Source organism: Brevundimonas sp. SL130, from assembly GCF_026625805.1.
Taxonomy (GTDB): domain Bacteria; phylum Pseudomonadota; class Alphaproteobacteria; order Caulobacterales; family Caulobacteraceae; genus Brevundimonas.
In genome coordinates, this window is record NZ_CP113064.1 from 2495462 (window position 1) to 2517687 (window position 22226).

Annotated in this window: 26 protein-coding genes, 1 tRNA gene and 1 riboswitch; of the genes, 9 read left to right on the forward strand and 18 right to left on the reverse strand. The window is 66.2% G+C overall.

Translation table 11 applies throughout. The features are described from left to right. Positions 1-13: 13 nt before the first annotated feature. The 4 genes from secE to OU998_RS12225 form a co-directional block, all read right to left on the reverse strand. Positions 14-313, reverse strand: coding sequence for a preprotein translocase subunit SecE (gene secE, locus OU998_RS12210; RefSeq protein WP_267513832.1), 300 nt, complete (start codon positions 311-313; stop codon positions 14-16). A gap of 70 nt (positions 314-383) precedes the next feature. After that, positions 384-459 (reverse strand) — tRNA-Trp (locus OU998_RS12215). Positions 460-555: 96 nt separating this feature from the next. Next, complete coding sequence (locus OU998_RS12220) at positions 556-1890, reverse strand: hemolysin family protein (protein ID WP_267513833.1); 1335 nt, start codon at positions 1888-1890, stop codon at positions 556-558. Positions 1891-1985: 95 nt separating this feature from the next. Next, positions 1986-2120: a hypothetical protein gene (locus tag OU998_RS12225; protein ID WP_267513835.1), complete on the reverse strand. Its 135-nt coding sequence runs from the start codon at positions 2118-2120 to the stop codon at positions 1986-1988. 137 nt (positions 2121-2257) lie between these two features. On the opposite strand from OU998_RS12225, the gene OU998_RS12230 reads away from it, so the two are divergent. After that, positions 2258-2890 carry a DUF938 domain-containing protein gene (locus OU998_RS12230; RefSeq protein WP_267513837.1) on the forward strand — a complete coding sequence of 211 codons (633 nt, stop codon included), beginning with the start codon at positions 2258-2260 and terminating at the stop codon, positions 2888-2890. Here the strand turns inward: OU998_RS12230 and OU998_RS12235 are convergent, their stop codons facing one another. After that, positions 2891-3292 carry a hypothetical protein gene (locus OU998_RS12235; RefSeq protein WP_267513838.1) on the reverse strand — a complete coding sequence of 134 codons (402 nt, stop codon included), beginning with the start codon at positions 3290-3292 and terminating at the stop codon, positions 2891-2893. It lies immediately after the preceding gene. A 679-nt stretch (positions 3293-3971) separates the two neighbouring features. On the opposite strand from OU998_RS12235, the gene OU998_RS12240 reads away from it, so the two are divergent. Next, entirely contained in the window at positions 3972-4751 is a 780-nt protein-coding gene (locus OU998_RS12240; protein ID WP_267513840.1) for a pseudouridine synthase, read from the forward strand. Here the strand turns inward: OU998_RS12240 and OU998_RS12245 are convergent. Genes OU998_RS12245 through crcB form a run of 3 tightly spaced genes read right to left on the reverse strand, consistent with a single transcriptional unit; the run spans position 4735 to position 6913 of the window. Next, positions 4735-5499 carry an ATP12 family chaperone protein gene (locus OU998_RS12245; protein WP_267513842.1) on the reverse strand — a complete coding sequence of 255 codons (765 nt, stop codon included), beginning with the start codon at positions 5497-5499 and terminating at the stop codon, positions 4735-4737. The two genes, OU998_RS12240 and OU998_RS12245, sit on opposite strands and share 17 nt — an antisense overlap. Then, on the reverse strand, positions 5496-6521 hold the full coding sequence (locus tag OU998_RS12250; RefSeq protein ID WP_183195541.1) for an RluA family pseudouridine synthase: 1026 nt from the start codon (positions 6519-6521) through the stop codon (positions 5496-5498). The genes OU998_RS12245 and OU998_RS12250 overlap by 4 nt, the downstream gene beginning before the upstream one ends. Beyond that, the gene (crcB, locus tag OU998_RS12255; RefSeq protein ID WP_267513843.1) at positions 6518-6913 is read right to left on the reverse strand and encodes a fluoride efflux transporter CrcB; all 396 of its coding nucleotides are present in this window, start codon (positions 6911-6913) and stop codon (positions 6518-6520) included. The genes OU998_RS12250 and crcB overlap by 4 nt, the downstream gene beginning before the upstream one ends. A gap of 144 nt (positions 6914-7057) precedes the next feature. Here crcB and OU998_RS12260 point away from each other — a divergent pair, with 144 nt between their 5' ends. Beyond that, a complete protein-coding gene (locus OU998_RS12260) occupies positions 7058-8254 on the forward strand; it encodes a hypothetical protein (protein ID WP_267513844.1) in 1197 nt (398 codons plus the stop codon). 14 nt (positions 8255-8268) lie between these two features. Here the strand turns inward: OU998_RS12260 and OU998_RS12265 are convergent, their stop codons facing one another. From OU998_RS12265 to OU998_RS12280, 4 genes are all read right to left on the reverse strand, one after another. Next, positions 8269-8757, reverse strand: coding sequence for a CC0125/CC1285 family lipoprotein (locus OU998_RS12265; RefSeq protein WP_267513845.1), 489 nt, complete (start codon positions 8755-8757; stop codon positions 8269-8271). A 65-nt stretch (positions 8758-8822) separates the two neighbouring features. After that, positions 8823-9548, reverse strand: a complete 726-nt coding sequence (locus OU998_RS12270) for an RluA family pseudouridine synthase (protein WP_267513846.1) — start codon at positions 9546-9548, stop codon at positions 8823-8825. 67 nt (positions 9549-9615) lie between these two features. After that, positions 9616-9993: a VOC family protein gene (locus tag OU998_RS12275; protein ID WP_267513847.1), complete on the reverse strand. Its 378-nt coding sequence runs from the start codon at positions 9991-9993 to the stop codon at positions 9616-9618. Next, positions 9990-11309 (reverse strand): replication-associated recombination protein A, encoded by a 1320-nt coding sequence (locus tag OU998_RS12280; RefSeq protein ID WP_267513848.1) that lies wholly within the window; start codon positions 11307-11309, stop codon positions 9990-9992. The genes OU998_RS12275 and OU998_RS12280 overlap by 4 nt, the downstream gene beginning before the upstream one ends. 70 nt (positions 11310-11379) lie before the next feature. Here OU998_RS12280 and OU998_RS12285 point away from each other — a divergent pair, with 70 nt between their 5' ends. After that, on the forward strand, positions 11380-11802 hold the full coding sequence (locus tag OU998_RS12285; RefSeq protein WP_267513849.1) for a VOC family protein: 423 nt from the start codon (positions 11380-11382) through the stop codon (positions 11800-11802). A gap of 282 nt (positions 11803-12084) precedes the next feature. Here the strand turns inward: OU998_RS12285 and OU998_RS12290 are convergent, their stop codons facing one another. From OU998_RS12290 to rpsU, 3 genes are all read right to left on the reverse strand, one after another. Further along, complete coding sequence (locus OU998_RS12290; RefSeq protein WP_267513850.1) at positions 12085-12675, reverse strand: hypothetical protein; 591 nt, start codon at positions 12673-12675, stop codon at positions 12085-12087. A gap of 230 nt (positions 12676-12905) precedes the next feature. Further along, on the reverse strand, positions 12906-14309 hold the full coding sequence (locus OU998_RS12295) for a Do family serine endopeptidase (protein WP_267513851.1): 1404 nt from the start codon (positions 14307-14309) through the stop codon (positions 12906-12908). A 152-nt stretch (positions 14310-14461) separates the two neighbouring features. Then, a complete protein-coding gene (gene rpsU / locus OU998_RS12300; protein WP_267516790.1) occupies positions 14462-14716 on the reverse strand; it encodes a 30S ribosomal protein S21 in 255 nt (84 codons plus the stop codon). Positions 14717-14916: 200 nt separating this feature from the next. Here rpsU and OU998_RS12305 point away from each other — a divergent pair, with 200 nt between their 5' ends. Together OU998_RS12305 and OU998_RS12310 are read left to right on the forward strand one after the other, a co-directional pair. Beyond that, positions 14917-15564, forward strand: a complete 648-nt coding sequence (locus tag OU998_RS12305; protein WP_267513852.1) for a COQ9 family protein — start codon at positions 14917-14919, stop codon at positions 15562-15564. Then, a complete protein-coding gene (locus tag OU998_RS12310) occupies positions 15561-15761 on the forward strand; it encodes a hypothetical protein (RefSeq protein ID WP_267513853.1) in 201 nt (66 codons plus the stop codon). Before OU998_RS12305 ends, OU998_RS12310 begins: the two co-directional genes overlap by 4 nt. 15 nt (positions 15762-15776) lie before the next feature. Here OU998_RS12310 and OU998_RS12315 read toward each other — a convergent pair whose 3' ends face one another. After that, on the reverse strand, positions 15777-16871 hold the full coding sequence (locus tag OU998_RS12315; protein ID WP_267513854.1) for a 5-(carboxyamino)imidazole ribonucleotide synthase: 1095 nt from the start codon (positions 16869-16871) through the stop codon (positions 15777-15779). Next, entirely contained in the window at positions 16872-17363 is a 492-nt protein-coding gene (purE, locus tag OU998_RS12320) for a 5-(carboxyamino)imidazole ribonucleotide mutase (protein WP_267513855.1), read from the reverse strand. Between the two features lie 168 nt (positions 17364-17531). Here purE and OU998_RS12325 point away from each other — a divergent pair, with 168 nt between their 5' ends. After that, positions 17532-18095 (forward strand): GGDEF domain-containing protein, encoded by a 564-nt coding sequence (locus OU998_RS12325; protein WP_267513856.1) that lies wholly within the window; start codon positions 17532-17534, stop codon positions 18093-18095. A 22-nt stretch (positions 18096-18117) separates the two neighbouring features. Here the strand turns inward: OU998_RS12325 and OU998_RS12330 are convergent, their stop codons facing one another. Further along, the gene (locus tag OU998_RS12330) at positions 18118-19923 is read right to left on the reverse strand and encodes an autotransporter domain-containing protein (protein ID WP_267513857.1); all 1806 of its coding nucleotides are present in this window, start codon (positions 19921-19923) and stop codon (positions 18118-18120) included. Positions 19924-20211: 288 nt separating this feature from the next. Next, positions 20212-20322: riboswitch (glycine riboswitch) on the forward strand. 145 nt (positions 20323-20467) lie between these two features. Between OU998_RS12330 and gcvT the strand changes: the two genes are divergently transcribed. Both gcvT and gcvH read left to right on the forward strand, forming a co-directional pair. Continuing rightward, positions 20468-21580: a glycine cleavage system aminomethyltransferase GcvT gene (gene gcvT, locus OU998_RS12335; protein WP_267513858.1), complete on the forward strand. Its 1113-nt coding sequence runs from the start codon at positions 20468-20470 to the stop codon at positions 21578-21580. A gap of 171 nt (positions 21581-21751) precedes the next feature. Next, complete coding sequence (gene gcvH, locus OU998_RS12340; protein ID WP_267513859.1) at positions 21752-22117, forward strand: glycine cleavage system protein GcvH; 366 nt, start codon at positions 21752-21754, stop codon at positions 22115-22117. Positions 22118-22226: the final 109 nt, after the last annotated feature.

Below are 22226 nucleotides of genomic sequence, written 5' to 3' on the forward strand. Positions count from 1 at the left end.
GGGCGCGTCTTTCTCAGGATCCGAGAGCGATGATGTAGCGGAAGGCGAAACCGAGACCGGTGTCCACGATCCAGAAGAAGATCGCGGCGATGACCACCATGATGAAGACCATCACCGAGGTGATCCAGGTCTCCTTGCGGCTGGGCCACACGATCTTGCGACCTTCGGCCATGACCTGCTTGTAGAAGTCACTGACGCTCGTCCGCGGCTTCTTGGGCGCGGGCGCATCGATAGTGATGGCGGCGGCGGCCGCAGCGGTCTGGGGCTTGGAGCCCGCCTGGGGCCGCTTGCCGGGAGATTTGGCCTTGGCCATCAGTTGCTCTTCACACAATTGTTCCTGTCGCCCCAGATGGGAAGTCCCATCCGGAAGCGACAGGGGGGATTGGCAGGAGTTGGGGGACTCGAACCCACGACCCCCGGTTTTGGAGACCGGTGCTCTACCAGCTGAGCTAAACTCCTAGACAATCGCGCGAACCCTCGGGTCCGTGCGTTCGCCAGAGGGGGGCGTATGCCCGACGCCGCCCGTCATTTCAAGGGCGATGTGACACTTCCGGTTCAGTCTTCCAGATGTGCGGCGATCGCCTCGCGCTCGGCCTCGGCTTTGACCAGTTCCTTGAAGATCAGCTTGTCGATGCGGCGGTCGTCCATATCGACGACCTCCACCTCGAATCGCCCGACTTGCAACACTTCGCCCTCGTCCGGCACACGCGACAACTGGTGCAGAATCAGACCGGCGACGGTGTGGAAGCCTTCGTGCTCGCCGAAGTCCTCGCCCAGGGTGTCGGCCAGATCGTCCAGGTCGGTCTGGCCATCGACCAGCCAGCTGCCGTCCGCGCGCTGATGGACCCAGGCCTGTTCCTCGTCATGACCCTCGTCGAAATCACCGGCGATCATTTCCAGAATGTCGGTCGCCGTAACCACGCCCTCGAAGGCGCCGTACTCATCGACGATGAAGGCCATGTGGATGCGCGACCCCTTCAGGATCTCCAGCGCCTTCAGGACCGAAGTCGATTGGGGGATGAAGGCAGGCTCGGCCACCAAGGCTTCGATGTCGAACTTGCCGTGGGTCAGCAGGGCGTCCAGCAGGTCCTTCTTGTGGACCACGCCCAGAGGATTATCGACGTCGCTCTCGCGCGCCACCACGATCCGCGAATAGGGGCAGGTCCGGATTTCCTCGCGCAGCACCGCCTCGGTGTCGTCCAGGGCGATCCAGAAGACCTCATGGCGCGGCGTCATGGCCACGCGCACGGGCCGGTCGCCCAGACGCAGGATCTCTTCGATCATCACCTGTTCTTCAGGCTCGATCAGGCCGGCCGACGTGCCCTCCGCCAGGATGGTGGCCACTTCTTCCTGGGTGACGTCCGAACCGTCCCGGTCCTTAACGCCCAGAAGTTTGAGGATGCCCGAGGTCGAGGCCGTCAGCAGCAGGACGAAGGGTTTCAGCGCGATGGCCAGGGTCGCGATCGGCGGCGCCATCTTGGCCGCAATGGTCTCGGGGAAGATCAGCGCCAGACGCTTAGGCACCAGTTCGCCGACGATCAGCGAGATATAGGTGATGCAAACGACCACCAGGGCGGTCGAGAAGATTTCGGTATAGGCCGCCAGCGCCGGGAAGCTGACCTCCAGGATGCGATCCAGCTCGCCGGCAATGGTCGCCTGACCGTAGGCGCCCGCCAGAATGCCGATCAGGGTGATGCCGACCTGGACCGCCGACAGGAACTGGGTCGGTTCTTCGGCCAGCTTCAGCGCCTTGCGCGCGCCACGATCTCCCTTTTCCGCCCGGCTTTGAAGTTTGGACCTGCGGGACGAGACGACCGCCAATTCGGTCATGGCGAACAGGCCGTTGAGCACCACGAGGAGCAGAACGACGACAATAGCGATGAGTAACATCTAGGGGTTTTTGGAGACCAACGCGGCGCGACAGACGGCGTCCGCGCGGAGATAGTAGAGGATGACGCGGGTTTACGCCACGCTTTCCTTCGGCGTCAGCCCGCCCGCCCCGCCTCGACCGAACCATAGGCGCCGGACACCGGCCGTCCATCCGCGTCGTATTGCGACGCGCAGGCGGACATCCCCAAAACGGTGCCGATGAACAATCCGATATGAAGCGCGCGCCGCATCGTGGTTACCAACCCCTTAATCTCAGCGTTGGATATAAACGATTGATTAAGTCTTGGGCAAATGAACGCGCCTGTCAGACGAAAATCACGGCGCCGTTCCGCCTCCCCTTCCCGTCTGCGGAGGGATAAGAGAGGTTATGCAAACCTTGGACACGCTCGCCGCCTTGCCTGACGGCGCCCTATCGTCGCCGGCCGCGCAACGGAACTCAGGCGTGATTCTCGGAGTGCTGAAGGCCCACCTGCCTGTCCGTGGACGGGTGCTGGAGATCGCCGCCGGTTCCGGCGACCACGCCCTCGCCTTCGCTTCGGCCCTGCCGTCTCTGGAATGGACGCCCAGCGATCCAAGCCAAGAGGCCCGCGCGAGTATTTCGGCCTGGGTGCGCGCCGGTCCGTCCAACCTGTGTGCGCCGCTGGCGCTGGACGCGGCCGATCCCGAGACCTGGCCGCAGGACAGGTTCGACGCCGTCTATTGCGCGAACATGACGCACATCAGCCCCTGGTCGGCGACCGAGGGGCTGATGGATCTAGCCGGTCGCGTGCTGAGACGCCCCGGCGGCCTTCTGGCGCTCTATGGCCCCTATCGCGAGGCGGAGGTTGCGTTGGCGGAATCAAACGCCGCCTTCGACGAGAGCCTGAAGGCCCGCGACCCGGCCTGGGGCCTGCGCGATCGCGAAGCGGTCGAGGCCCTGGCCCGATCGCATGGCTTGGCCGCCACGCGTCGGGTCCAGATGCCGGCCAACAACCTGATGCTTCTGTTCAGAAGCGCCTGACTACAGGACCGAGACAGCGGCCGAGAGGTCGTTGCGTTCGTTGAGCAGGGTCGCCTTGCCGGCCTTGAACAGGGCGCCGTGGGCCTCTGCCGCGACGCCGAAGCTTTCCGCCGCCAGAGCCACCCCGTCGGCGAAGGCGATGACCAGAAGATCATTGGCTCGGGCCAGTTCGATCAGCGACCGCACGGCGGCAAGGCCCGCCTCGTCCTGCAAACCGCCCGGGACCACGAGGCCCTTCAAACGGCCCTCCACGATGTCGGTCGCCGTCGCCGTCGCCAGCACGGTGACGCCGCCGGTCACCAGGCTTGCGTCGCCCGTCGAGATCGGGGCCAGGCCCACGCCTTCGGCCCGCAGCGCGCCTTCGACGTCACCCAGCTCACCGAAGTCCATGTCACGCCGCATCACCAGCCCCATGCGGAGTCGGGTTGGAACGGGACGGTTGTAACCAGTGCGACGGGGTCCAGCGGAAGATTTGCTTTGAGCGTACAAGACGTCTCCTTCTATGTTTTCAATATTTTTTCAAATCTGACAGCCAAGGATGCCTGATCAATGACACGAACGAGCAAGAAAAAATGAAATCGGCGCGTCCGACATCAGCCGAAACGCACAATGGCTCATTTGTGGAATGACCGCAGATATAGTGAAATGGGTTGCCAGTTCAACAGCCGACGGTTCGATCGCCGTGCTTTTTATGCTGAAATAGTTCAGGGTCGATTCTTAAACCCGGGACGACACGGGTAATCATGCGAAGCTGCGCCGTCAAAAGCTGTGCAAGTTCAATTTGAAGCGCCCACCATGTCGTTGTTTTTGAAGTAAAAAACTCTACGGGAAAATTGCACTGTGCAATTCCGACTGCGAATTCAGCCGGGATCCCGTCCTGTCGCCGCACGGGATTGAGGCTCTCCCAGAATGTCAAAGACCCGGCGTCCATTGTAAGGCCGGCTGGACCAGCGCTGGGTAGAGCGACGAAATTATTTTCAAGCCCATGAAATCATGCGGCTTCCCTGACGGAATTAGGATGGCGGGAGTTCCGCAGCGACGCCGGATGGCCTAGACACCCCCATCGACTGGACGGAACCCTATGGCCTTCACCCGCACCTATGACGGCGACGAACCCGTTCGCGTTAACAAATGGCTGGGTCAGACCGGCGTCTGTTCGCGGCGCGAGGCCGAGAGCCTGATCGCCGAAGGCCTGGTCTCCATCGACGGCGAGACCATCAGCGACGCCGGCCGCAAGATCGAGCCGGGCCAGACCTTGACCCTAAACGACACCGCCCAGCAGGCCCTGGCCTCCGGCATGACCCTGGTGCTGCACAAGCCGGTCGGCTACGTCTCGGGACAGCCGGACCCCGGCAAGATCCCCGCCGTGCGCCTGCTCAAAACGCCCAATCGCATCGGTGACGGCGAGACCCCCGCTCGTGACGCCTCCCTGCCCCCCATCGGCCGGCTGGACGAGGATTCGCGTGGCCTGTTGCTGCTGTCGTCGGACGGCGTCGTGGCCAAGGCGGTGATCGGCCCGGCGTCCGAACTCGACAAGGAATATCTGGTCGTCGTCGACGGGGCGATCACCGAGGGCAAGCTAAGCCGCCTGCGCCACGGACTGGTGCTGAACGACAAGCCGCTCAAACCCGCCCGCGTCACCCAGATCGCACCGCAACGCCTGCGCTTCGTCCTGACCGAAGGCAAGTATCGCCAGATCCGCCGCATGTGCGAACTGGTCGGGCTGGAGGTCGTGGACCTGTACCGCATCCGCATCGGCCCGCTGGAGCTGGGCGACCTGCCCGAGGGCCGGTGGCGTCACCTGACCGATCAGGAACGCGAAGCGCTTATCGCCGCCTCAACGGCTAGCCCAACGCCCTGAACCACCGATCCAGCAAATCCGCCTCAGCGCGACGCGCCTGGGTGCGTTCTGCGGCCTCCGCGTCCACGCCCCACTGTTCCTCCTGAAACAGCTCGTCGATCCGCGACAGATCGAAGGCGACGCCGCCCGCCAGCGCCCCCTGCTCCACCGCCAGGGCCAGCACGGCCGACCCCAGCAGCGGCACGGCGGTCGCCAGACCCGTCAGGCGGAAATCATCCATCGCCAGGGCATGCGCCTTCACCCGCGCGATGGCGTCCGGCGACTGCGGCCGATGCACGATGCCCGTCGCCGGCTCTAGCGCCACCCCCATCTCGCGCGCGGCCCAGTCGCGCCACGGCTCCCATTCACGCTGCTGACGCTCGACCAGCGGCGTCGGATGTTCGGCCAGATAACAGACCACGTCCGAACCGGCGTAGGCGGCGATTTCGTCCGCCACCGGCTCGCGCGCCTGGCCGATCCGGTCGATGGCGGTCGAGGCCAGCCGGGTCGCCGGCATGGTCGAGGGCTCGACGATCTCGCCCTGCGCCGCCCATTCGTCGGCCACCAAATGCGCGGCGGCCTGCGTCGGCAGCACCAGCAGCGCCTTGGCCGGGGTCTTGGGCGTCCGCCCGTCCAGCAGCACCGCCCAGCCGCCGTCGTTGTGCGGCCCGACCGACACGGCGGTCCAAAAGCGACGCACCGTCTCCTGCGTTTCGCGGAACCCCTTGCGGGCGGCGACCATGGGATCGAGCGGGGGAATATGGCTCATCGAATTCTCTTCACGCCCAGGAAGGGATCGTCCTCCGCCTCGTCCTCGGAGAAGCCGAAGTGGGCGAAGCCGGCCTTCATTTCGGGGCTCAGGGGGGCGGTGACCTTCAGCACGCCGCCGCGCGGGTGATCCAGTTCGATGCTGCGGGCATGAAGCTGGAGCTTCAGCGGACCGGACAGTTCCTTGGATTTCTCGTCGCCGTATTTGGGATCGCCCAGGATCGGGTGGCCGATCCCGGCCATATGGGCGCGCAGCTGGTGGGTCCGGCCGGTGAAGGGGCGCAGGGCCATCCACGAGGCGCGGTGCGAGGCGCGCGACACCGTGCTGAACGCCGTCTCGGCCGGTTCAGCCTTGGGGTCCTTGCGTTCGGCCGGGCGCATCATCTCGAAGTCGTTGATGCCGGTCTTCTTCAGCGGCATGTCGATCTGGCCCGAATAGGGTTTCGGATTACCGATGACGATGGCCCAATAGGTCTTCTTGGCCTGACGACGGGCGAAGGCCCCGGCCAGCCGTTTGGCCGCCTCAGGCCCCTTGCCCAGCAGCAGGACGCCCGAGGTGTCGCGGTCCAGACGGTGGACCAGGCGCGGGCGATCCATCCCCTCGCCCCAGGCCGACAACAGACGGTCGACGTGGCGGCTGGTCTTGGTCCCGCCCTGAACGGCCAGGCCGTGCGGCTTGTTGATGGCGATGACCATGTCGTCCTCATAGAGGACCAGGGACTTGGCGAAGGCGATGTCGCGCTCCGACAGGGTGTGCAGATCGCCAGCCTGACGCGAGGTGTCGTCGGGGATCGGCGGCACGCGCACGGCGGCGCCGGCGGTCAGTCGGCCTTCCGGCTTGATCCGCGCGCCGTCCACGCGAATCTGGCCGCTGCGGGCCATCTTCTGCACCTGGATGTTCGACAGGTGCGGCCAGCGGCGGCGGAACCAGCGGTCCAGCCGGATGCCATCCTCATCCTCGGCGACATAGATGGTCAGGACTTCGCGCTTGGGCGCGTCCTCAATGGGGGGCTGGTCGGTCAAAGGGCGGCTCCAAAGGCGCGGCGGGCGACCATCAGGCCGATAAACAGGGCGACGACGGCCAGGACCACCGAGCCGACGACATAGGCGGCGGCCAGGGCGTAGTCCCGCCGCGCGATCATCATCACCGCCTCAAGCGAATAGGAGGAGAAGGTGGTGAAACCGCCCAGCACGCCGACGGCGGCGAACAGGCGGATCGTCTCCTGCTGAGCGCCACCCTTGAACGCCAGCCAGCCGACCAGAAGCCCCATGGCGAGGCCGCCCAGAACATTGGCCGCGAAGGTGCCCATCGGCCATGTGGCGTTCGGGGCCAGCCGGGCGGCCAGAAGACCGAGGCCGAACCGGGCCATCGAGCCCAGGGCCCCGCCGGCGGCGACAAGAAGAAACCGTGTCATGATCCGGCGCTATATACGCCGCCGCCGCCGAAAGCGAAGCCTCCCGCACCGTCACGCCCGTCTGACCGAAACTTCACTTGCTCTCAGACACGGTTAACGGCGATATCCAAGATGAGCCGTCAGCGGTTTGGGGGAAGCCAAGTCATGTCGCAGGAAGACAGCCAGAGCCCGGTGATCGCGCCGACGATGACGCCGCCGACGCCCGTCGCCGAACCCGAGGCGCCCGCCGCCGAGCAACCGCATGATCTGGCGCCGCAGGAGGCTCCGGAGGCCCCGCGCGCGGCGCCGCCGAATCCGACGCCGAGCGATACCCCCGCCGTGTCGGACGAAGGGGTTCTGCGCCCGATCCAGGAAAGCGACTATTTCACCCTGGACGACGCCTCGATCGCCAAGATCTCCGGCAATATCGACCTCTATTTCAACCAGCCTCTCGAGATCTTTCCCTTCTGGGAGAACGAGAAGAAGCCCGACCGTTTCCACGTCCTGTTCGCGCGCCAGATCGAGGAGCGGTTCCCGGCGGACCGCGACATCCGGGGCCGGGTTCACGCCTATGGTCGGCGCATCTTCCGCGCCCTGTGCGTCCATGTGGGCGTCAAGCGGCTGACCCAGGCCCTGGCCCTGATCGCCTTCGCCGTCCTGGCCGAGATGGGCCCGACCCTGTTCGCCGACTGGGCCGGCGGCCAGCCTGCCGGTCTGGGCCTGAGCGTCCTGGCCATGCTGATTACGGGCGGACTCTTCTTCGGCGTGTCGACCATCCTGTTCATCCAGTACCGCTTCCGGCTGGAGAACGACTCCTACGAGCTGTCGCGCGAGATCGTGCAGAGAACGCGGGAGCTACAGAACCTGTTCACCAACGCCCGCGCCCTGTCCGACCAGGCCGAGACCACCTATCAGATGGACGGCAAGGCCTGGGGCCAGCGCGCCCTCTATCTGACGCGGCTGGTCATGTGGATCGGGGCGCGGATGGAATATCTGGAGAAGTTCATCCAGATGGAGCTGTGGCGCGTGCGGCGCGAGCGCTACTGGATGCGCTGGTTCGGACGGATCACCGCCCCGACGGTGCTGCTGATCTGGCTGGTCGTCTTCGCCTTCTTACCCGCGCCGCAGGCTAATGAGATCGGCTTCCGCATCCTTCAGGTGGTCGCCGTCCTGCTGGCCGGCGGCGTGTCGTGGCTGTCCTATTTCCGCTGGCAGACGCCCGCCGAGGCGATTCAAAACAAGCTGGGGGCCGAGGGCTGGGTCCGCTACGCCTCGCTGGACGTCGACAACACCGTCGGCGACCAGGTGCGGCGCGACAAGGAACGGCTGGTCGAATATCGCGCCCTGACCAGAGGGCGCTGACCAGGGCGCGCTGATCAGCGCGGGATGGAGGCCTGCACCGACCGGGCGTCATAGGCGTTCGGACGGTCGGGCTTTTGCCCCCGCCCCATGACGATCTCCAGCGAGGTCGAGGTCGGGCTCGGCCCGCTGAAGTTCAGGCCCAGACCGACGCCGACGCCCGACGAAGAATCCCCCCCATAGCGGCTGGAGCCGCCGCCGATGGAGACGCTGGGCCGCACCCCGCCCGCGCCGCCGGGACGGCCGTCGGTCCAGCTCTGGGTCACTTCGAACCAGTCATAGCCTTGATCGGTGGTCAGGTCGGCCGCCCGCACCAGGGCGTAGTCCGCTACGGCGCCTGCCGCGCCCACACCGTGATAGGTGACGCGATACCGGTTCGACTCGATCCTCTGCTCCGAATACCCCTGCCCGCCCGGCGCGCGCTGGGCGCCATAGGGGGCCAGGCTGACGCAGGCGGCCAGGGCGAGCGTCGAGGCGGCGAGGCTGAGAATGGCGAGGCGCTTCATGGCGTTGTCTCCCTTTGACGAAGATAGCGTTGCTTGAGCCGGAGCGTTCCGTCTAGAGGCCCAGACTAGAGGTCAAGCGCCATCCGTAGGCCCGCGAAATCGGCGGGGGGCGCCGCCTCCACCGTCGTGGTCCCGCCCTCGGGATGCGGAAAGCTCAGCTTGGCGGCGTGCAGCATCAGGCGCGGCGCCGGCCCGACCTCGGTCGTCAACGCCCCGCCATAGCGAACGTCCCCGATCAACGGCCGACCCAGATGGGCCATATGGACCCGCAACTGGTGCATCCGCCCGGTCAACGGCTCCAGCTCGACCACCGCCCCCTGATCATTGGCGGCCAGGGTGCGATAGCGGCTCTGGGCCCCTTGCGCGCCGGGCGCGTCGAAGGCCACGACCCGCATATAGGACTCGCGCCCGATCTCCTCGCGTCGCAGCGGGGCGTCGATGGTCCCCGACGCCGGCTCGGGCGCGGCGGACAGCAGGGCCAGATACTGTTTCCGGAACCGCCGCATCTGCAACGCCTTGCCCAGGAAGCCCGCCGCCGGCTTGGTCTTGGCCGCCAGGATCACGCCCGAGGTGTCGCGGTCCAGCCGATGCACCAGTTCCGGCCGTTTGCCGTTCGACCGCGCAAAGGCCCAAAGCAGATCGTCCAGCGTATGGGCCTGGATCCTCCCGCCCTGGCTGGACAGGCCGGACGGCTTGGAAAAGGCGATCACATGGGCGTCCTCATGGATCACCCATGACCGGACGGCGGCGATCTCATCCTCGGACAGGGCGACGGGTTGGCGAGTGCTCATCGGGGGCTTCTAGACGTTTCGTCGTCAAAAATCCGAGACCGGATTCATGTCTTTTCCGGATAAGGCATCAGGCCTCATCTTTCAGACGCCATGGCGGATTGATCCGATTATCGCCTGCAAAATACAGACAGATCCGATTGCCGTCCGGGTCTCGCAGCCAGGCCTCCCGCCACAGCCAAGTCTGATCGACGGGATCGACGTCAAACGCCAGACCTGCCGTCTTTAGAGCCGCGACGCGCTCATCCAGATCCTGGCATTCAAAATAGACCGCTGTCCCGTTCGCTCGCACATCGGATACGAGATGGATCGAGAAGGTGGCACCGCCTGGACACAAGAAGCGTGCGTAGTGGGGGCTGGAAACGATGAGGGTCAGACCCAAGGTCTCGTAAAATACGCGCGCCGACGGGATGTCCGCGACCTGAACGGTGACCTGATTCAGATTCATGTTTGCTCCCCTGCTTCGCGCGCCGTCCGCGCCCGCATCTCGGCCCAGCGCTCCAGCCGCGCCTTGACCTTCTCCTCATGCCCCTCGCCCTTGGGCTTGTAGAAGGTGCGGCGTTCCATCTCGTCGGGGAAGAAGTTCGCGCCCGAGAAGCCCTCGGGCGTGTCCGGGTCGTACTGATAGCCCTTGCCGTAACCCAGCGACTTCATCAGCTTGGTCGGGGCGTTGCGGATGTGTGCGGGCGGCATCAGCGACCCGGTCTCATAGGCCGCCTTCTTGGCCGCCTTGAAGGCCTCGTACACCCCGACCGACTTGGGCGCGGTGGCCAGATGGACCACGGCCTGGGCCAGGGCCAGTTCGCCCTCGGGACTGCCCAGGAAGTCGTAGGCGTCCTTGGCCGCATTGGCGACCAGGATCGACAGGGGGTCCGCCTCGCCGATGTCCTCGACCGCCATCCGCACGATCCGCCGCGCCAGATACAGCGGATCCTCGCCCCCGTTCAGCATCCGCGCCAGCCAGTACAGGGCCGCGTCCGGGTCCGACCCCCGCACCGATTTATGCAGGGCGGATATGAGGTTGTAGTGTTCTTCTCTCGACTTGTCGTAGGCGGGCGCACGGCGTTGCAGCACCGCCGCCAGCCCCTGCACATCCAGATTTTCGCCTTCAGGCAGGTCGAACAGCACCTCCGACATGGTCAGCAGATACCGCCCGTCGCCGTCGGCCAGGGCCAGCATGGCCTGACGCGCCTCGGGCGACAGCGGCAGGGGCCGCTCCATATGGGCCTCGGCGCGGCTCAACAGTTGATCCAGCGCCGCGTCATCCAATCGCTTCAGCACATAGACCTGGGACCGCGACAGCAGCGCCCCGTTCAGTTCAAAACTGGGGTTCTCGGTCGTGGCCCCGACCAGGGTGACGACCCCGGCCTCGACGAAGGGCAAAAAGCCATCCTGCTGGGCGCGGTTGAACCGGTGGATCTCGTCGACGAACAACAGGGTGCTTTGCCCCGCCGCCCGCCGCATCCGCGCCGCCTCGAACGCCTTCTTCAGATCGGCGACGCCGGAGAAGACGGCGCTGATCGACTGGTATTCATAGCCCGCCGCCTGGGCCAGCAGCCGGGCGATGGTGGTCTTGCCGGTGCCGGGCGGCCCCCACAGGATCATCGACCCCAGCCGCCCCGCCTCGATCATCCGACGGATCGGCCCGCCGGGGCCGAGCAGATGATCCTGCCCCACCACCTCGTCCAGCGTGCGCGGGCGCAGACGGTCGGCCAGCGGCGCGTCGGGGGGCAAGATGCCGGAGGCTTCGAACAGGTCGGTCATTGCGACCTATGTAGTCGTGCCTAAAGCGGTTTTCACCCGTTAGTATGGTTCAGCGCCACAGAGATTCATCATGACCGACGCCCATCCGAACCAAGGCCCGACCAGCGGCCTGACGCCCCACCTGACGATTCCGTCGCGCGGGGCCTCGGCCGCCATCGACTTCTACATCATCGCCTTCGGGGCCGAGGTGCTGGATCGCCGCCTGGCCGAGGACGGCGAACGCCTGATCCACGCCCATCTAAAGATCAACGGCGCCAGCCTGATGCTGAACGACGAGTTCCCGGAATACACGGGTCAGGCGGACATTCGTCCGGTCGGGGTGACCCTTCACCTCCGGGTCGCCGATCCTGACGCCTGGTGGACCAGGGCCATGACCGTCGGCGGCGCCGAGCCGCTGATGGACATCGCGGACCAGTTCTGGGGCGACCGCTACGGCGTCCTTCGCGACCCCTTCGGCCACACCTGGTCGATCGGCGGGCCGACGAAGGGCTGAAGCTTCAGAGGGCTTTCACCCGCGTCACGGCCCAAGTCAGAGGCAGGCCGACGAGGATCATGATCGCTAACAAGCCGAGCATCCCACCCCATTCTGGTGGAAAGCGACTCTCGGCGAGCAGGAAGATCGTTATCATCCCTAAGCCCAGAACTAGGGCCTGAGACTTGGGTACGACGAGATCCTTCCCGCAGCGGACACATGCGAACGGCCTGCCCAATCCAAACTGGGTCTTAAAAAACGGGACACGCGTGTTGCAGTGCGGGCAGGTGGGGCCAATGGGCATCAGTTGCAAACCACGGTGTTGGAGCGGGCGACGTTCTGACGTCGAAGGGCGCTCCGACGGGATTCGCTAAGCCATTCGCCGCGCCGGTCGGTCCGGTATTCCACCACCGTATCCGGCAGGCAGGATTTCGCCATCGTCTCCTCGACCAACCACGCCTTGGTGCGGGCGTCGAAATCCGCCCAGGCGCCGTCCAGCCGTTCCACCGCAGTCGAACCGGCTTCGCGGTATAACAGCCAGCCTGGATTGATCCGGTTGCGCGTCATGAAGACATTCTGCCGTTCGGCTATGGCTTCCAGATCGGCCCCGCCTTCGACCATGCCGTTGGCAGACGCTTGAGTGCGTGAGATCAGGCTGGGATCGATCCCACCGTGGATGACGATCACGGCGCCCGGTTCGACGATCAGCCGGCCCGCCAGAGGCAGGAAATAGTTGGCGCAGGAGGAGTTGCACTCCCCTTTCACCGTCATGGTCAGACGCCGCCCCTCGAACCGCTCGGCGATCCGCATCGCCTGATCCGCCGAGCCGCCACGGCTGGTCAGCACCAGTTCGGTTGTCGTTGGGGCGAAACGGCCCTCGACGCAGGCGGTCATGGCTGCATCGATGGGGCCAGACAGAACAAACGTCTTTGGCGTGGCCTGATGGCACAACTCGTCACGCGAGGCGGCCTTAGCGCCCGCCAAGTCTATCAGCGCGATAGCCAGTCCCATCGCGCAGGCCAGTCCAACACCATGGTTCAAGTCGCCCCCCCTGACTTCGACACCACCTCAGCACGCGCATCGCCAACCCAAGGTAATCTCCAGACAGCAGAGAGCAAGCCTTCTTAGCGCAGTACGCCGGGGATCGGACGACCATTGCGGACGATGACGAACTCCCACGGCCCTCGGCCAGCGCTGGCGCTTTCCAAATCACGGGCCGTGCTGATTGAGCGACCGTTCAGACTGACGATCAAGTCGTTCTGTCGGAAGCCAGCACGCGCGGCGTATCCCCGACCTGAAAGGCCGATAATGATAACACCGCTCGCGAACGGGTCGCCGCCCAGGCGGTCGGCCAGGGCGGGGTTCAGGGCCACCACCTCGGCGCCGGCAAAGGGACCGGACTGGATGGTCACGCCCTGGTCGGGATCCGCGTCGCCCGGCAGGGTCTGGACCCGCGCCGTCAGCGTCTCGGCCCGGCCGTCACGCAATACAGCGACCTGGACCTGGTCGTTGGGGTTCCGGGAGCCGACGCGATAGTTCAGCCCGTTCTGGTCGTTGATCTCCTGACCGTCCACGGCGGTGATCACATCACCTTGGCGGATGCCGGCGCGGGCGGCGGGACCATTCGCATAGACGTCGGTGACCACCAGCCCCTGCGGCCGGCTCAGACCCAGGCTGCCGGCGATGTCGCCGGTGACGGTGTCGCCCTTCACCCCTAGCCACGGCCGAACCACCGCCTTGGCCCCGCCCAGGGCCGAATCGACCACCCGTTTGACCATGGCGGCGGGCACGGCGAACCCGACCCCAGCCGACGAACCTGAGCGCGAGAAGATGGCGGTGTTGATGCCGATCAGGTCGCCGTCCATGTCCACCAGGGCGCCGCCTGAGTTTCCGGGGTTGATGGCCGCATCGGTCTGGATGAAGGAACCGCTGTCGGAAATGCCGGTCTCGGTCCGGTTCAGGGCCGAGATGATGCCGTTGGTCACCGTCTGGCCCACCCCGAACGGATTGCCGATGGCCAGGACCAGATCCCCGACCTGCTGTTCTTCCTGATCGTCGATGGCCAGGACCGGCAGGCGGTCGCTGACGTTTTCCAGCCTCAGCACGGCGATGTCGCTGCGCTCGTCGGCCAGGATGACGGTGGCGGGAAACTCGCGCCGGTCGTTCAGCACCACCTTGATCTGCTGGGCGCCGTCGATGACGTGGTTGTTGGTCACCACGATCCCGTCCGACCGGACGATGACGCCAGAGCCGACGGACTCGGCCACCCGCGCCTGGGGCATGCCGCCGCCGAAGAACTGGAAGAAGGGATCGGCCTGGACCCGCTGAACGCTGCGCGCCGAGATATTGACCACGGCGGGCGCGGCCGAACGCACCACGGGGGCGAAGCTGGACTTCATCCCCGCCGCGTCGCTGGGGGCCGTGCGCGTCGGCTGGGCGAACTCGCCCTCCTGCGCCTTGGAACTGGTGGGGGCGCCGCAGGCCGACAGGGCCAGGGCGGCGGCGAGCACGATCGAGCGGGTCGTCATTGTCATCCGGGAAGCACAGCCTTCAATCCCGCCATACCGCCCGGCTTTTCGGGCGGGATCAAGGCGAGCGACGCATCCACGGATCGGAGCCAAACCAAGAAAAAGGCCGCCTCCTTGCGGAGACGGCCTCGAATTCTTCAGTTCGCGAGAACTTACCGGCTACCGGCGCCGGCGCCCGGAACGCGCGGCTTCGGCGCGGGCAGCAGGCCTTCACGCTGGGCGCGCTTGCGGGCCAGCTTGCGAGCGCGACGGACAGCCTCGGCCTTTTGACGGGCGCGCTTTTCCGAAGGCTTTTCGTAATGCACGTGGCGCTTCATTTCACGGAAGCTGCCTTCGCGTTGCATCTTCTTCTTGAGGGCTTTCAGCGCTTGATCGACGTTATTATCGCGAACGAAAATCTGTACCAGGTTGAACTCTCCTTTGGCCGCCCGCCGCGTCCTGTTGAGGGAGACGGGCGAACAAATAAAATCAGCGTCCGAAAGCCAAGCCCTCGGATGAAGGCGCGCTAGTACACGAGCCGCCCGTTTCTGTCCAGATCGCCTGGCCAGTTCGTCGCAACCATTCTTCGAGGCTCGAAACCCCGATCGGACCGGCGTATGATCGACCCATGACACAGAATGACGACTGGGCCGACCGGACTGAACAGACCGTGCTGGACGCGGCCGTCGCCCGAGCGCCCGCCCTGGGCTGGAACGCCCGTCTGGTCCGCGAAGCCTGCGAGGCCTGCGGCCTGTCGCGCGGCGACGAGGAACTGCTGCTGCCCAACGGCGCGCGCGATCTGGCCGCCCTGATGTCGCGCCGTCACGACGCCCGTGCGCTGGAAGCCCTGGGCGCCATCAACGCCAAGTCCTTGAAGATTCGCGAGCGAATCGCCCGCGCCGTGTCCGTGCGGATGGAGGCCGGCGCCGCCGACCTGGAAGCCACGCGCCGCTGCGCCGCCTTCCTGGCCCTACCGACCAACGCCGACCTGGGGCTGAAACTGGCCTGGGAGAGCGCCGATCACCTGTGGCGCTGGGCCGGCGACGAGTCGACCGACTGGAACCACTATTCGAAGCGCACCATCCTGTCGGGCATCCTTATCCCGGCCCTGACCATGCGCTGGTTCGACGGCCGCGATGCGGCGGAAGCCTTCGTCGCCCGCCGCATCGAAAACGTCATGGCCTTCGAGAAGTGGAAGGCGGGCAAGGACTTTGAGGCGCCGTTCCGCAGGGTGACGGGTGCCCTGAGTCGCGTGCGGTATGGGAGGGCGGTTTGAACGAGGCCACAGTTCTGGAAGCCGCGAAATCCAAGCCTCGCGCCATCGGTCTGCTGGCCATCGCGGTCACAGTGATAGCGCTCGGCCTGGTGGGATGGACCGTCGGCAATAGTATCGCCGCGTTGAACTCGGACGACTGCGTCGCTGTTACGACACCGATCGCGGGTGGAACGCAGATCAGCAGGACCTGTTCTTAACGTTCCTTCGGCGGCTCACAGCGCGCCCAGCACCCGATTCACGTGCGCCATCTTGCGCCCCGGCCGCGCCTCGGTCTTGCCGTACAGGTGCAGGCGCTCATCCGCCTTAGCCGACAACACCCGCCACTCTTCGACCTCATCGCCCAGCAGGTTCTTCATCTCGACGCGGGCGTGAGCCGCCGTGGGCCCCAGGGGCCAGCCGGCGACCGCGCGGATATGTTGCTCGAACTGGTCGCAGACGCAGCCGTCCTGGGTCCAGTGGCCGGTGTTGTGGACGCGGGGCGCGATCTCGTTGACCAGAAGCACGTCGTCGCCCCCCGCTACGGGAATCTCGAACAGCTCCACCCCCACGACGCCGACATAGTCCAGCCCGTCCAGGATCGCCTCGGCGATGGCGCGCGCGCGGACCTGGGTCTTCTCGTCCACCGTGGCCGGGGCCAGGGTGGTGCGAAGCACCCCACCCTCGTGCCGGTTCTCGCCGAGCGGATAGACCGCCATATGGCCGTCCCAGTCGCGCGCGGCGATGACCGACAGTTCGCGCACGAAGGTCGCCTTAGCCTCCAGAATCGCCGGACGGCCGCCCAGGCTTTCCAGGGCGGCGGGCGCGTCCTCGATGGTGTGGATCCAGACCTGACCCTTGCCGTCATAGCCTTCGCGGCGGGTCTTCAGCAGGGCGGGCAGGCCCAGTTCCGTCAGCCCCACTACCAGGTCGTCCAGCGTATCGACCACGGCGAAGGCGACCGTCGGGGCGCCCACCGCGTTCAGAAAGGTCTTCTCATCCACCCGGTCCTGCGACACGCGCAGGGCCGTCGGTCCGGGCGCGACCAGGGCGCCGGCCTCGGCCAGGCGTTCGATGGAGGCGGCGGGCACATTCTCGAATTCGAAGGTCACGACATCGGCGGCCCGGCCCAGGGCCGTCAGGGCCTCGGGGTCGTCATAGGCGGCGACGATCTGGGCGGTGGAGACCCGTCCCGCCGGGCTGTTGGGCTCCGGATCCAGGATGACGACGTCGAAACCCAGCCTCGCCGCAGCCTGGCTCAGCATCCGGCCCAATTGGCCTCCGCCGAGGATGCCGAGGGTCGAACCGGGGGGAAGCGGAAGCGTGGGCACTCAGTCCTCGACGGTTTCGGCGACAGAATCCGTCTGGGCGGCGCGGAAAGCGGCCAGCCGCTCCGCCAGAGCCTCGTCCGACAGAGCCAGGATCTGCGCGGCCAGTATGCCGGCGTTGGCGGCGCCCGCCTCGCCGATGGCCAGGGTCGCGACTGGAACCCCAGCCGGCATCTGCACGATGGACAACAGACTATCCATGCCCTTCAGGGCCTTGGACTGAACCGGCACGCCCAGCACCGGCAGTTCGGTCATGGAGGCGGCCATGCCCGGCAGGTGGGCGGCGCCCCCGGCCCCGGCGATGATGACCTTAAAGCCCGCCGCCTTGGCGCCAGTCGAGAACTCGACCAGTCGCTGGGGGGTGCGGTGCGCGCTGACGACCTTGGCCGTCCAGGCGACGCCCAATTGATCCAGTTTGTCGGCAGCCAGCTTCATAGTCGGCCAGTCCGAACGACTGCCCATGATGATCGCCACCGGCGTTGCGGAAGTCGCCATATCTTCAAGGCCCCTCGCGGAAAGGCCGCCCGTTACAGCACCCGGCGCACGCCCGCAACCGACCAGACCGGATTCCATACGGCGCAGCCTTCAATCCGGGGCGTTCACCCTCTAACATCGCCCTATCGCGCGTCCGGTTGAGTCGCGCCGCCGGAGCTTGCCTGCGCCGTGACCGACGTGGCCGAACACGACCTGACCGCCGAGATCGCGCGCCTGCGCGCCGAGCTGGACGACTGGAAACAGCGCGCCGCTGCGGCCGAGGCGGCGGCGGATCACGACGTCCTGACCCCGGCCCTGAACCGGCGCGGCTTCATCGCGGCGCTTCAGCGGACCATGGCCTATTGCCAGCGGCACGACGTGCCGGCGGTGCTGCTGTACCTCGACATGGATGGGTTCAAGGGTGTCAACGACCGTCTGGGCCATGCGGCTGGCGACGCCGCCCTGGTGGCCGTGGCACGGATGATGCTGGGGCATTTGCGCGAATCGGACGCCGTGGGTCGGCTGGGCGGCGACGAGTTCGCCTTGCTAATGCTGAACGCCGGCGTCGAGGAAGGCCGGGCCAAGGCGGGTCAGCTGGCCGAGGCGCTGAAGACCGAAGGCTTTGTCTGGAACGGCCAGCAGACCCCTCTGGGCGGCTCGTTCGGCGTCCGCGCCTGGGACGGCCATACCGACCCCGAAATCTGGCTGACCGAGGCCGACGCCGCCATGTGGGTGCGAAAGAAGGGGCGCTGAGGCCCCTTCCCCGCCTGCCGTCTTACAGGGGCAGCCGCAGCTGAATGCCGCCCATATGGCTGTCGGCATGTTCGCCGTAGCGACCGCGATAGGCGATCGTCACCTTGACCGGGCCCAGTGAACCCTCAACTCCGGCCGAGGCCATGAACTGGCCGCCGAACGGATCCTCGACCTCCCGCTCCAGAACCTGCGCGGGATTGTTGTAGATCCCGACGCGCACCGGATCGGAACTGTCGTCCAGCGCGTCGCGATAGCCGCCCTCGGCGAACAGGCCGAACCCGCCTATCTCCGCCTCGGCCCGCAGAGCAACCTCGCCGTTGATCGCCTTCATCTCGCGGTCTTCGTACTCGTACTGGGCGGCGACGCCCTGCTCCCAATAGCCGTCGACGTCGCTGGTGGCCCAGGTCACGGCGGCGCGGGGCGATAGGGCCACGCCCCCCATGTCGAACCACATGCCGCCCTGCAGTCGCGCGCCGCTGCTGAGGGCGCGCGTCTCAGCCGTGTGGACGATGGGGGCCAGGCTGGTGGTGCGTTCGATGTCGTCGATATTGTCGCGCGCCACCCCGACCGCCGCATTGACGAACAGGTCGCCCGAGCGCCAGCCGCCATACAGGTCCAGGCCGAAGCTCTCGACATTGAACGTCAGGGCCTGGCTCTCGACATCGGTCTTGCGCGCCGTGCCGGCCATGCCGAACCGCCAGTTCGCCGAGGGTCCGGCCTCAAGTGCGATCCGACCGCCCCAGCCGTCGCTGGACGATTCAGTGACCGCTCCCCGCGCGTCCGTGTCCACGCTGTCGACCATGGCCGAGGCGGTGACCGCCACGCCCGCTTCCCAGGTTTCACGACCGGACAAGGCCTCGCTGGCCGCGTCCAGGGCGTCTTCCCGATGACGGAAGGTGGTTTCGCCCTGCAAGGCCGCCTGCGAACCGATATCGCCGTAATAGAGATAGTCGGTCGCCAGACGGGCGATGATCTGGTGCCCGGCTGCGGTCGGATGAACACCGTCGAAATAGAAGTAGGAGTTCGGGTTGGAGCAGACCGTCACCCCGTTGAAACAGGCCTGGGTGACATTGGTCAGACCGAACTGACCGGGATTGGCGGCCAGAGTGTCGCTGACCTTGAACAGGTCCATCAGGATGATGTTGCTGCCGGGCCGAGCGGCGGCCGTCGTGTTCAAACCCGTCAACAGACTTGAGTTGAACGTCGTCACCGCATAGTCGGCCAGCGGCGCCGCAGCCGTGCCGCGAAATTGCGGCGTCAGGCTGAGCTTCGGCAGGTTGGTGACCAGTATGGTCCCCGCCCCCGCGCCGGCGACGCTGTTGACCAGGCTGTTGATGTTGGCGGCAGCCGTCGTCGCCACAGGAGTGATGGCCCCTACCGGACTGGCGGAGGCGCCGGCGGCAGGCAGCCCCTGGAAGATGTCATTGGCGCCGCCCAGGACGCTGACCAGGTCATTGGCACCGAAGGTCCCGCCCCGGCTGGTATAGGCCGCGAACTGGGTCAGCATGCCCGGCGGCGGGCCGACCGAGGCGTCGGTGCGGGCGCCCCCGAAGGCGTAGTTGATGCTGCCGCTGACGGAGCCGGTGAAATTGACTGCGTTAAAGCCCAGCAGTTCTGTGAACACCGGTCCGCTGGAAAAGCGGCCTTGATAATAAGGCGGCGAGGCCGGCTGCGTGCCGCCGGACGCCAGGTACAGATTGCCATTGTCGCTCAGGCTGTCGCCGAACACGACCAGGCGGTTGTAGGTCTGGGCCGAGGCCGAGCCCGCAAAGGCGCAGGCGGCGACGACCAGGGCGGCGACGGCGCCGCCGGTGAGATAGCGTGACATATGTTTCCTCCCACGGTCGTCGTGTGTCGCGACCGTTACAATGGAGGATGCGCCACTCTGCCGCGAGCGCAAGATGCCGCTAGGGAAGCATTCAACCAAATACGCCGGGTATAGGACGCTTATTCCCGACCAACACTCGCCGCCGCCCCTGTCTATCGCCGGTTTAGAGCAGGTTCAGATCGGCAGGATCGCCGTCTCGAACGCGCGTTTCAACTCGTGGGCGGCGAAGGTCTGGGCCGCTTGTTCCCCGACCGCTTGACTTGGAGCCGGAGTCGGTGGCTTAGGTCGGTTGCTCTCGCGGGAGAGTTCGAGACGGTTTTCCAGGCTTGGGAAATCGGCCTCGACGCCGAAGGCGCAACCGCCCCGGAAACGCTCAGGCAAACGGACCGCGACAGCATACGGACGCTGGAAAGTCGCTCTTTAAGGGCGCGCCGACGGAGCAAGGCGACATGATTTGGTCGCCGGAATCTCTCAGGCTTCAGGACAGCGGGGGCGCGAAGACGGCGGAGCTCCGCCACCAAACGCGACCGTGAAAGCCTGAACCATGACCGACCAAGCTCTGAAGACCACGCCTCTGAACGCCGCGCACCGCGCCCTGGGGGCCCGCATGGTGGGCTTCGGCGGCTATGACATGCCGGTTCAGTATGAGGGTGTCCTGGCCGAGCACCGCTGGACCCGCGAACACGCCGGCCTGTTCGACGTGTCGCACATGGGCCAGTGCAAGATCACCGGCGAGGACGCCACCGCCCAGTTCGAACGTTTCGTGCCCGGCGACTATGAAATCCTGAAGGCCGGCAAACAGAAATACTCCCTGCTGCTGAACGACAAGGGCGGCATCATCGACGACCTGATGGCCGGCCGCCCCGACCACGACGGCCTGTTCGTCGTCGTCAACGCCGGCAATAAGGACAAGGACTTCGCCTTCTGGAGCGCAAACCTCGAAGGCGACGCCAAGCTGACGGTGCTGGACCGCGCCCTGATCGCCATCCAGGGACCGGAGGCCGCCGAGGTCATGGCCGCGCACGAGCCGATCCTGGCCGAAATGGGCTTCATGGAATGCGCCCGCCTGATGCTGTTCGGCGCCGACTGCTACGTCTCGCGCTCGGGCTATACCGGCGAAGACGGCTATGAGATTTCGGTCCCGGCCGACCAGGCCGAGCGCATCTGGAACACCATCCTGGAGGACGCCCGCGTCAAGCCGATCGGCCTGGGCGCACGCGACAGCCTGCGGCTCGAAGCCGGCCTGCCGCTGCACGGCCATGACATCGACCCGACGACCTCGCCGGTCGAAGGGGCGCTGACCTTCGCCCTGTCCAAGTCGCGCAAGGAGCGCGCGGACTTCAACGGCGCCGACCGCATCCTGAAGGAACTGGCCGACGGTCCTTCGCGCGTCCGCATCGGTCTGATCGTCAAGGAAGGCGCCCCGGCCCGCGAAGGCGCCGAGATCGCCGACATGGACGGCAACGTCATCGGCAAGGTCACCTCGGGCGGCCCCTCCCCCACCCTGGGCAAGAACATCGCCATGGGCTTCGTGCCGCCGGCCTATGCCGCGCTGGGCGCGGACCTGAAGGTCATCGTGCGCGGCAAGACCGCCGCCGCCGAAGTCGTCGCCATGCCCTTCGTGGCGCAACGCTATTACCGGAAGCCGAAGGCCTGACCGCCCTCTCTTTCCGCCACCCTAGGCCTTGTGCCTAGGGTCCATAAACACCGACGCCCGCCGTCGGATCACGACTTTCGACACCGAGAGTCTGGATCCTAGGCACAAGGCCTAGGATGACGAGTTTAAACATCGGGCCGCTTGCGGGCGGGTCTTGCGAGGATAGTACAGATGAAGTTCACCAAGGATCACGAGTGGGTCAGCCTGGACGGCGACATCGCCACCGTGGGCATCTCGAAACACGCCGCCGACGCCCTGGGCGACGTGGTGTTCGTGGAAGTGCCTGAGGTCGGCAAGACCGTCGCCAAGGGCGCCAGCTTCGCTGTAGTCGAGAGCGTCAAGGCGGCGTCCGACGTCTACGCCCCCGTCTCGGGCGAAGTGGTCGAGGCCAATGACGCCCTGTCGACCGCTCCGGAAACCGTCAACGCCGCCCCGGAAGGCGACGGCTGGTTCGCCAAGATCAAGGTGTCGGACGCCGCGGAGCTGGACGCCCTGATGGACCGGGCCGCCTACGACGAGTTCCTAAAGACCCTCTGAGTTTCACGACGCGCCCTTTGTCATCCCGGCCGAAGCGAAGCGGAGAGCCGGGACGGACAGGGCGCCAGCTTTCCTTGTCCCGAAGAGCGAAGCTCATCCGGGACACACG

Coding starts and splice junctions, on each gene's coding strand:
- secE (WP_267513832.1), bottom strand. CDS start 313: ATGGCCAAGGCCAAATCTCCCGGCAAGCGGCCCCAGGCGGGCTCCAAG.
- OU998_RS12220 (WP_267513833.1), bottom strand. CDS start 1,890: ATGTTACTCATCGCTATTGTCGTCGTTCTGCTCCTCGTGGTGCTCAAC.
- OU998_RS12225 (WP_267513835.1), bottom strand. CDS start 2,120: ATGCGGCGCGCGCTTCATATCGGATTGTTCATCGGCACCGTTTTGGGG.
- OU998_RS12230 (WP_267513837.1), top strand. CDS start 2,258: ATGCAAACCTTGGACACGCTCGCCGCCTTGCCTGACGGCGCCCTATCG.
- OU998_RS12235 (WP_267513838.1), bottom strand. CDS start 3,292: ATGCGGCGTGACATGGACTTCGGTGAGCTGGGTGACGTCGAAGGCGCG.
- OU998_RS12240 (WP_267513840.1), top strand. CDS start 3,972: ATGGCCTTCACCCGCACCTATGACGGCGACGAACCCGTTCGCGTTAAC.
- OU998_RS12245 (WP_267513842.1), bottom strand. CDS start 5,499: ATGAGCCATATTCCCCCGCTCGATCCCATGGTCGCCGCCCGCAAGGGG.
- crcB (WP_267513843.1), bottom strand. CDS start 6,913: ATGACACGGTTTCTTCTTGTCGCCGCCGGCGGGGCCCTGGGCTCGATG.
- OU998_RS12260 (WP_267513844.1), top strand. CDS start 7,058: ATGTCGCAGGAAGACAGCCAGAGCCCGGTGATCGCGCCGACGATGACG.
- OU998_RS12265 (WP_267513845.1), bottom strand. CDS start 8,757: ATGAAGCGCCTCGCCATTCTCAGCCTCGCCGCCTCGACGCTCGCCCTG.
- OU998_RS12270 (WP_267513846.1), bottom strand. CDS start 9,548: ATGAGCACTCGCCAACCCGTCGCCCTGTCCGAGGATGAGATCGCCGCC.
- OU998_RS12275 (WP_267513847.1), bottom strand. CDS start 9,993: ATGAATCTGAATCAGGTCACCGTTCAGGTCGCGGACATCCCGTCGGCG.
- OU998_RS12280 (WP_267513848.1), bottom strand. CDS start 11,309: ATGACCGACCTGTTCGAAGCCTCCGGCATCTTGCCCCCCGACGCGCCG.
- OU998_RS12285 (WP_267513849.1), top strand. CDS start 11,380: ATGACCGACGCCCATCCGAACCAAGGCCCGACCAGCGGCCTGACGCCC.
- OU998_RS12290 (WP_267513850.1), bottom strand. CDS start 12,675: ATGACCGCCTGCGTCGAGGGCCGTTTCGCCCCAACGACAACCGAACTG.
- OU998_RS12295 (WP_267513851.1), bottom strand. CDS start 14,309: ATGACGACCCGCTCGATCGTGCTCGCCGCCGCCCTGGCCCTGTCGGCC.
- OU998_RS12305 (WP_267513852.1), top strand. CDS start 14,917: ATGACACAGAATGACGACTGGGCCGACCGGACTGAACAGACCGTGCTG.
- purE (WP_267513855.1), bottom strand. CDS start 17,363: ATGGCGACTTCCGCAACGCCGGTGGCGATCATCATGGGCAGTCGTTCG.
- OU998_RS12330 (WP_267513857.1), bottom strand. CDS start 19,923: ATGTCACGCTATCTCACCGGCGGCGCCGTCGCCGCCCTGGTCGTCGCC.
- gcvT (WP_267513858.1), top strand. CDS start 20,468: ATGACCGACCAAGCTCTGAAGACCACGCCTCTGAACGCCGCGCACCGC.
- gcvH (WP_267513859.1), top strand. CDS start 21,752: ATGAAGTTCACCAAGGATCACGAGTGGGTCAGCCTGGACGGCGACATC.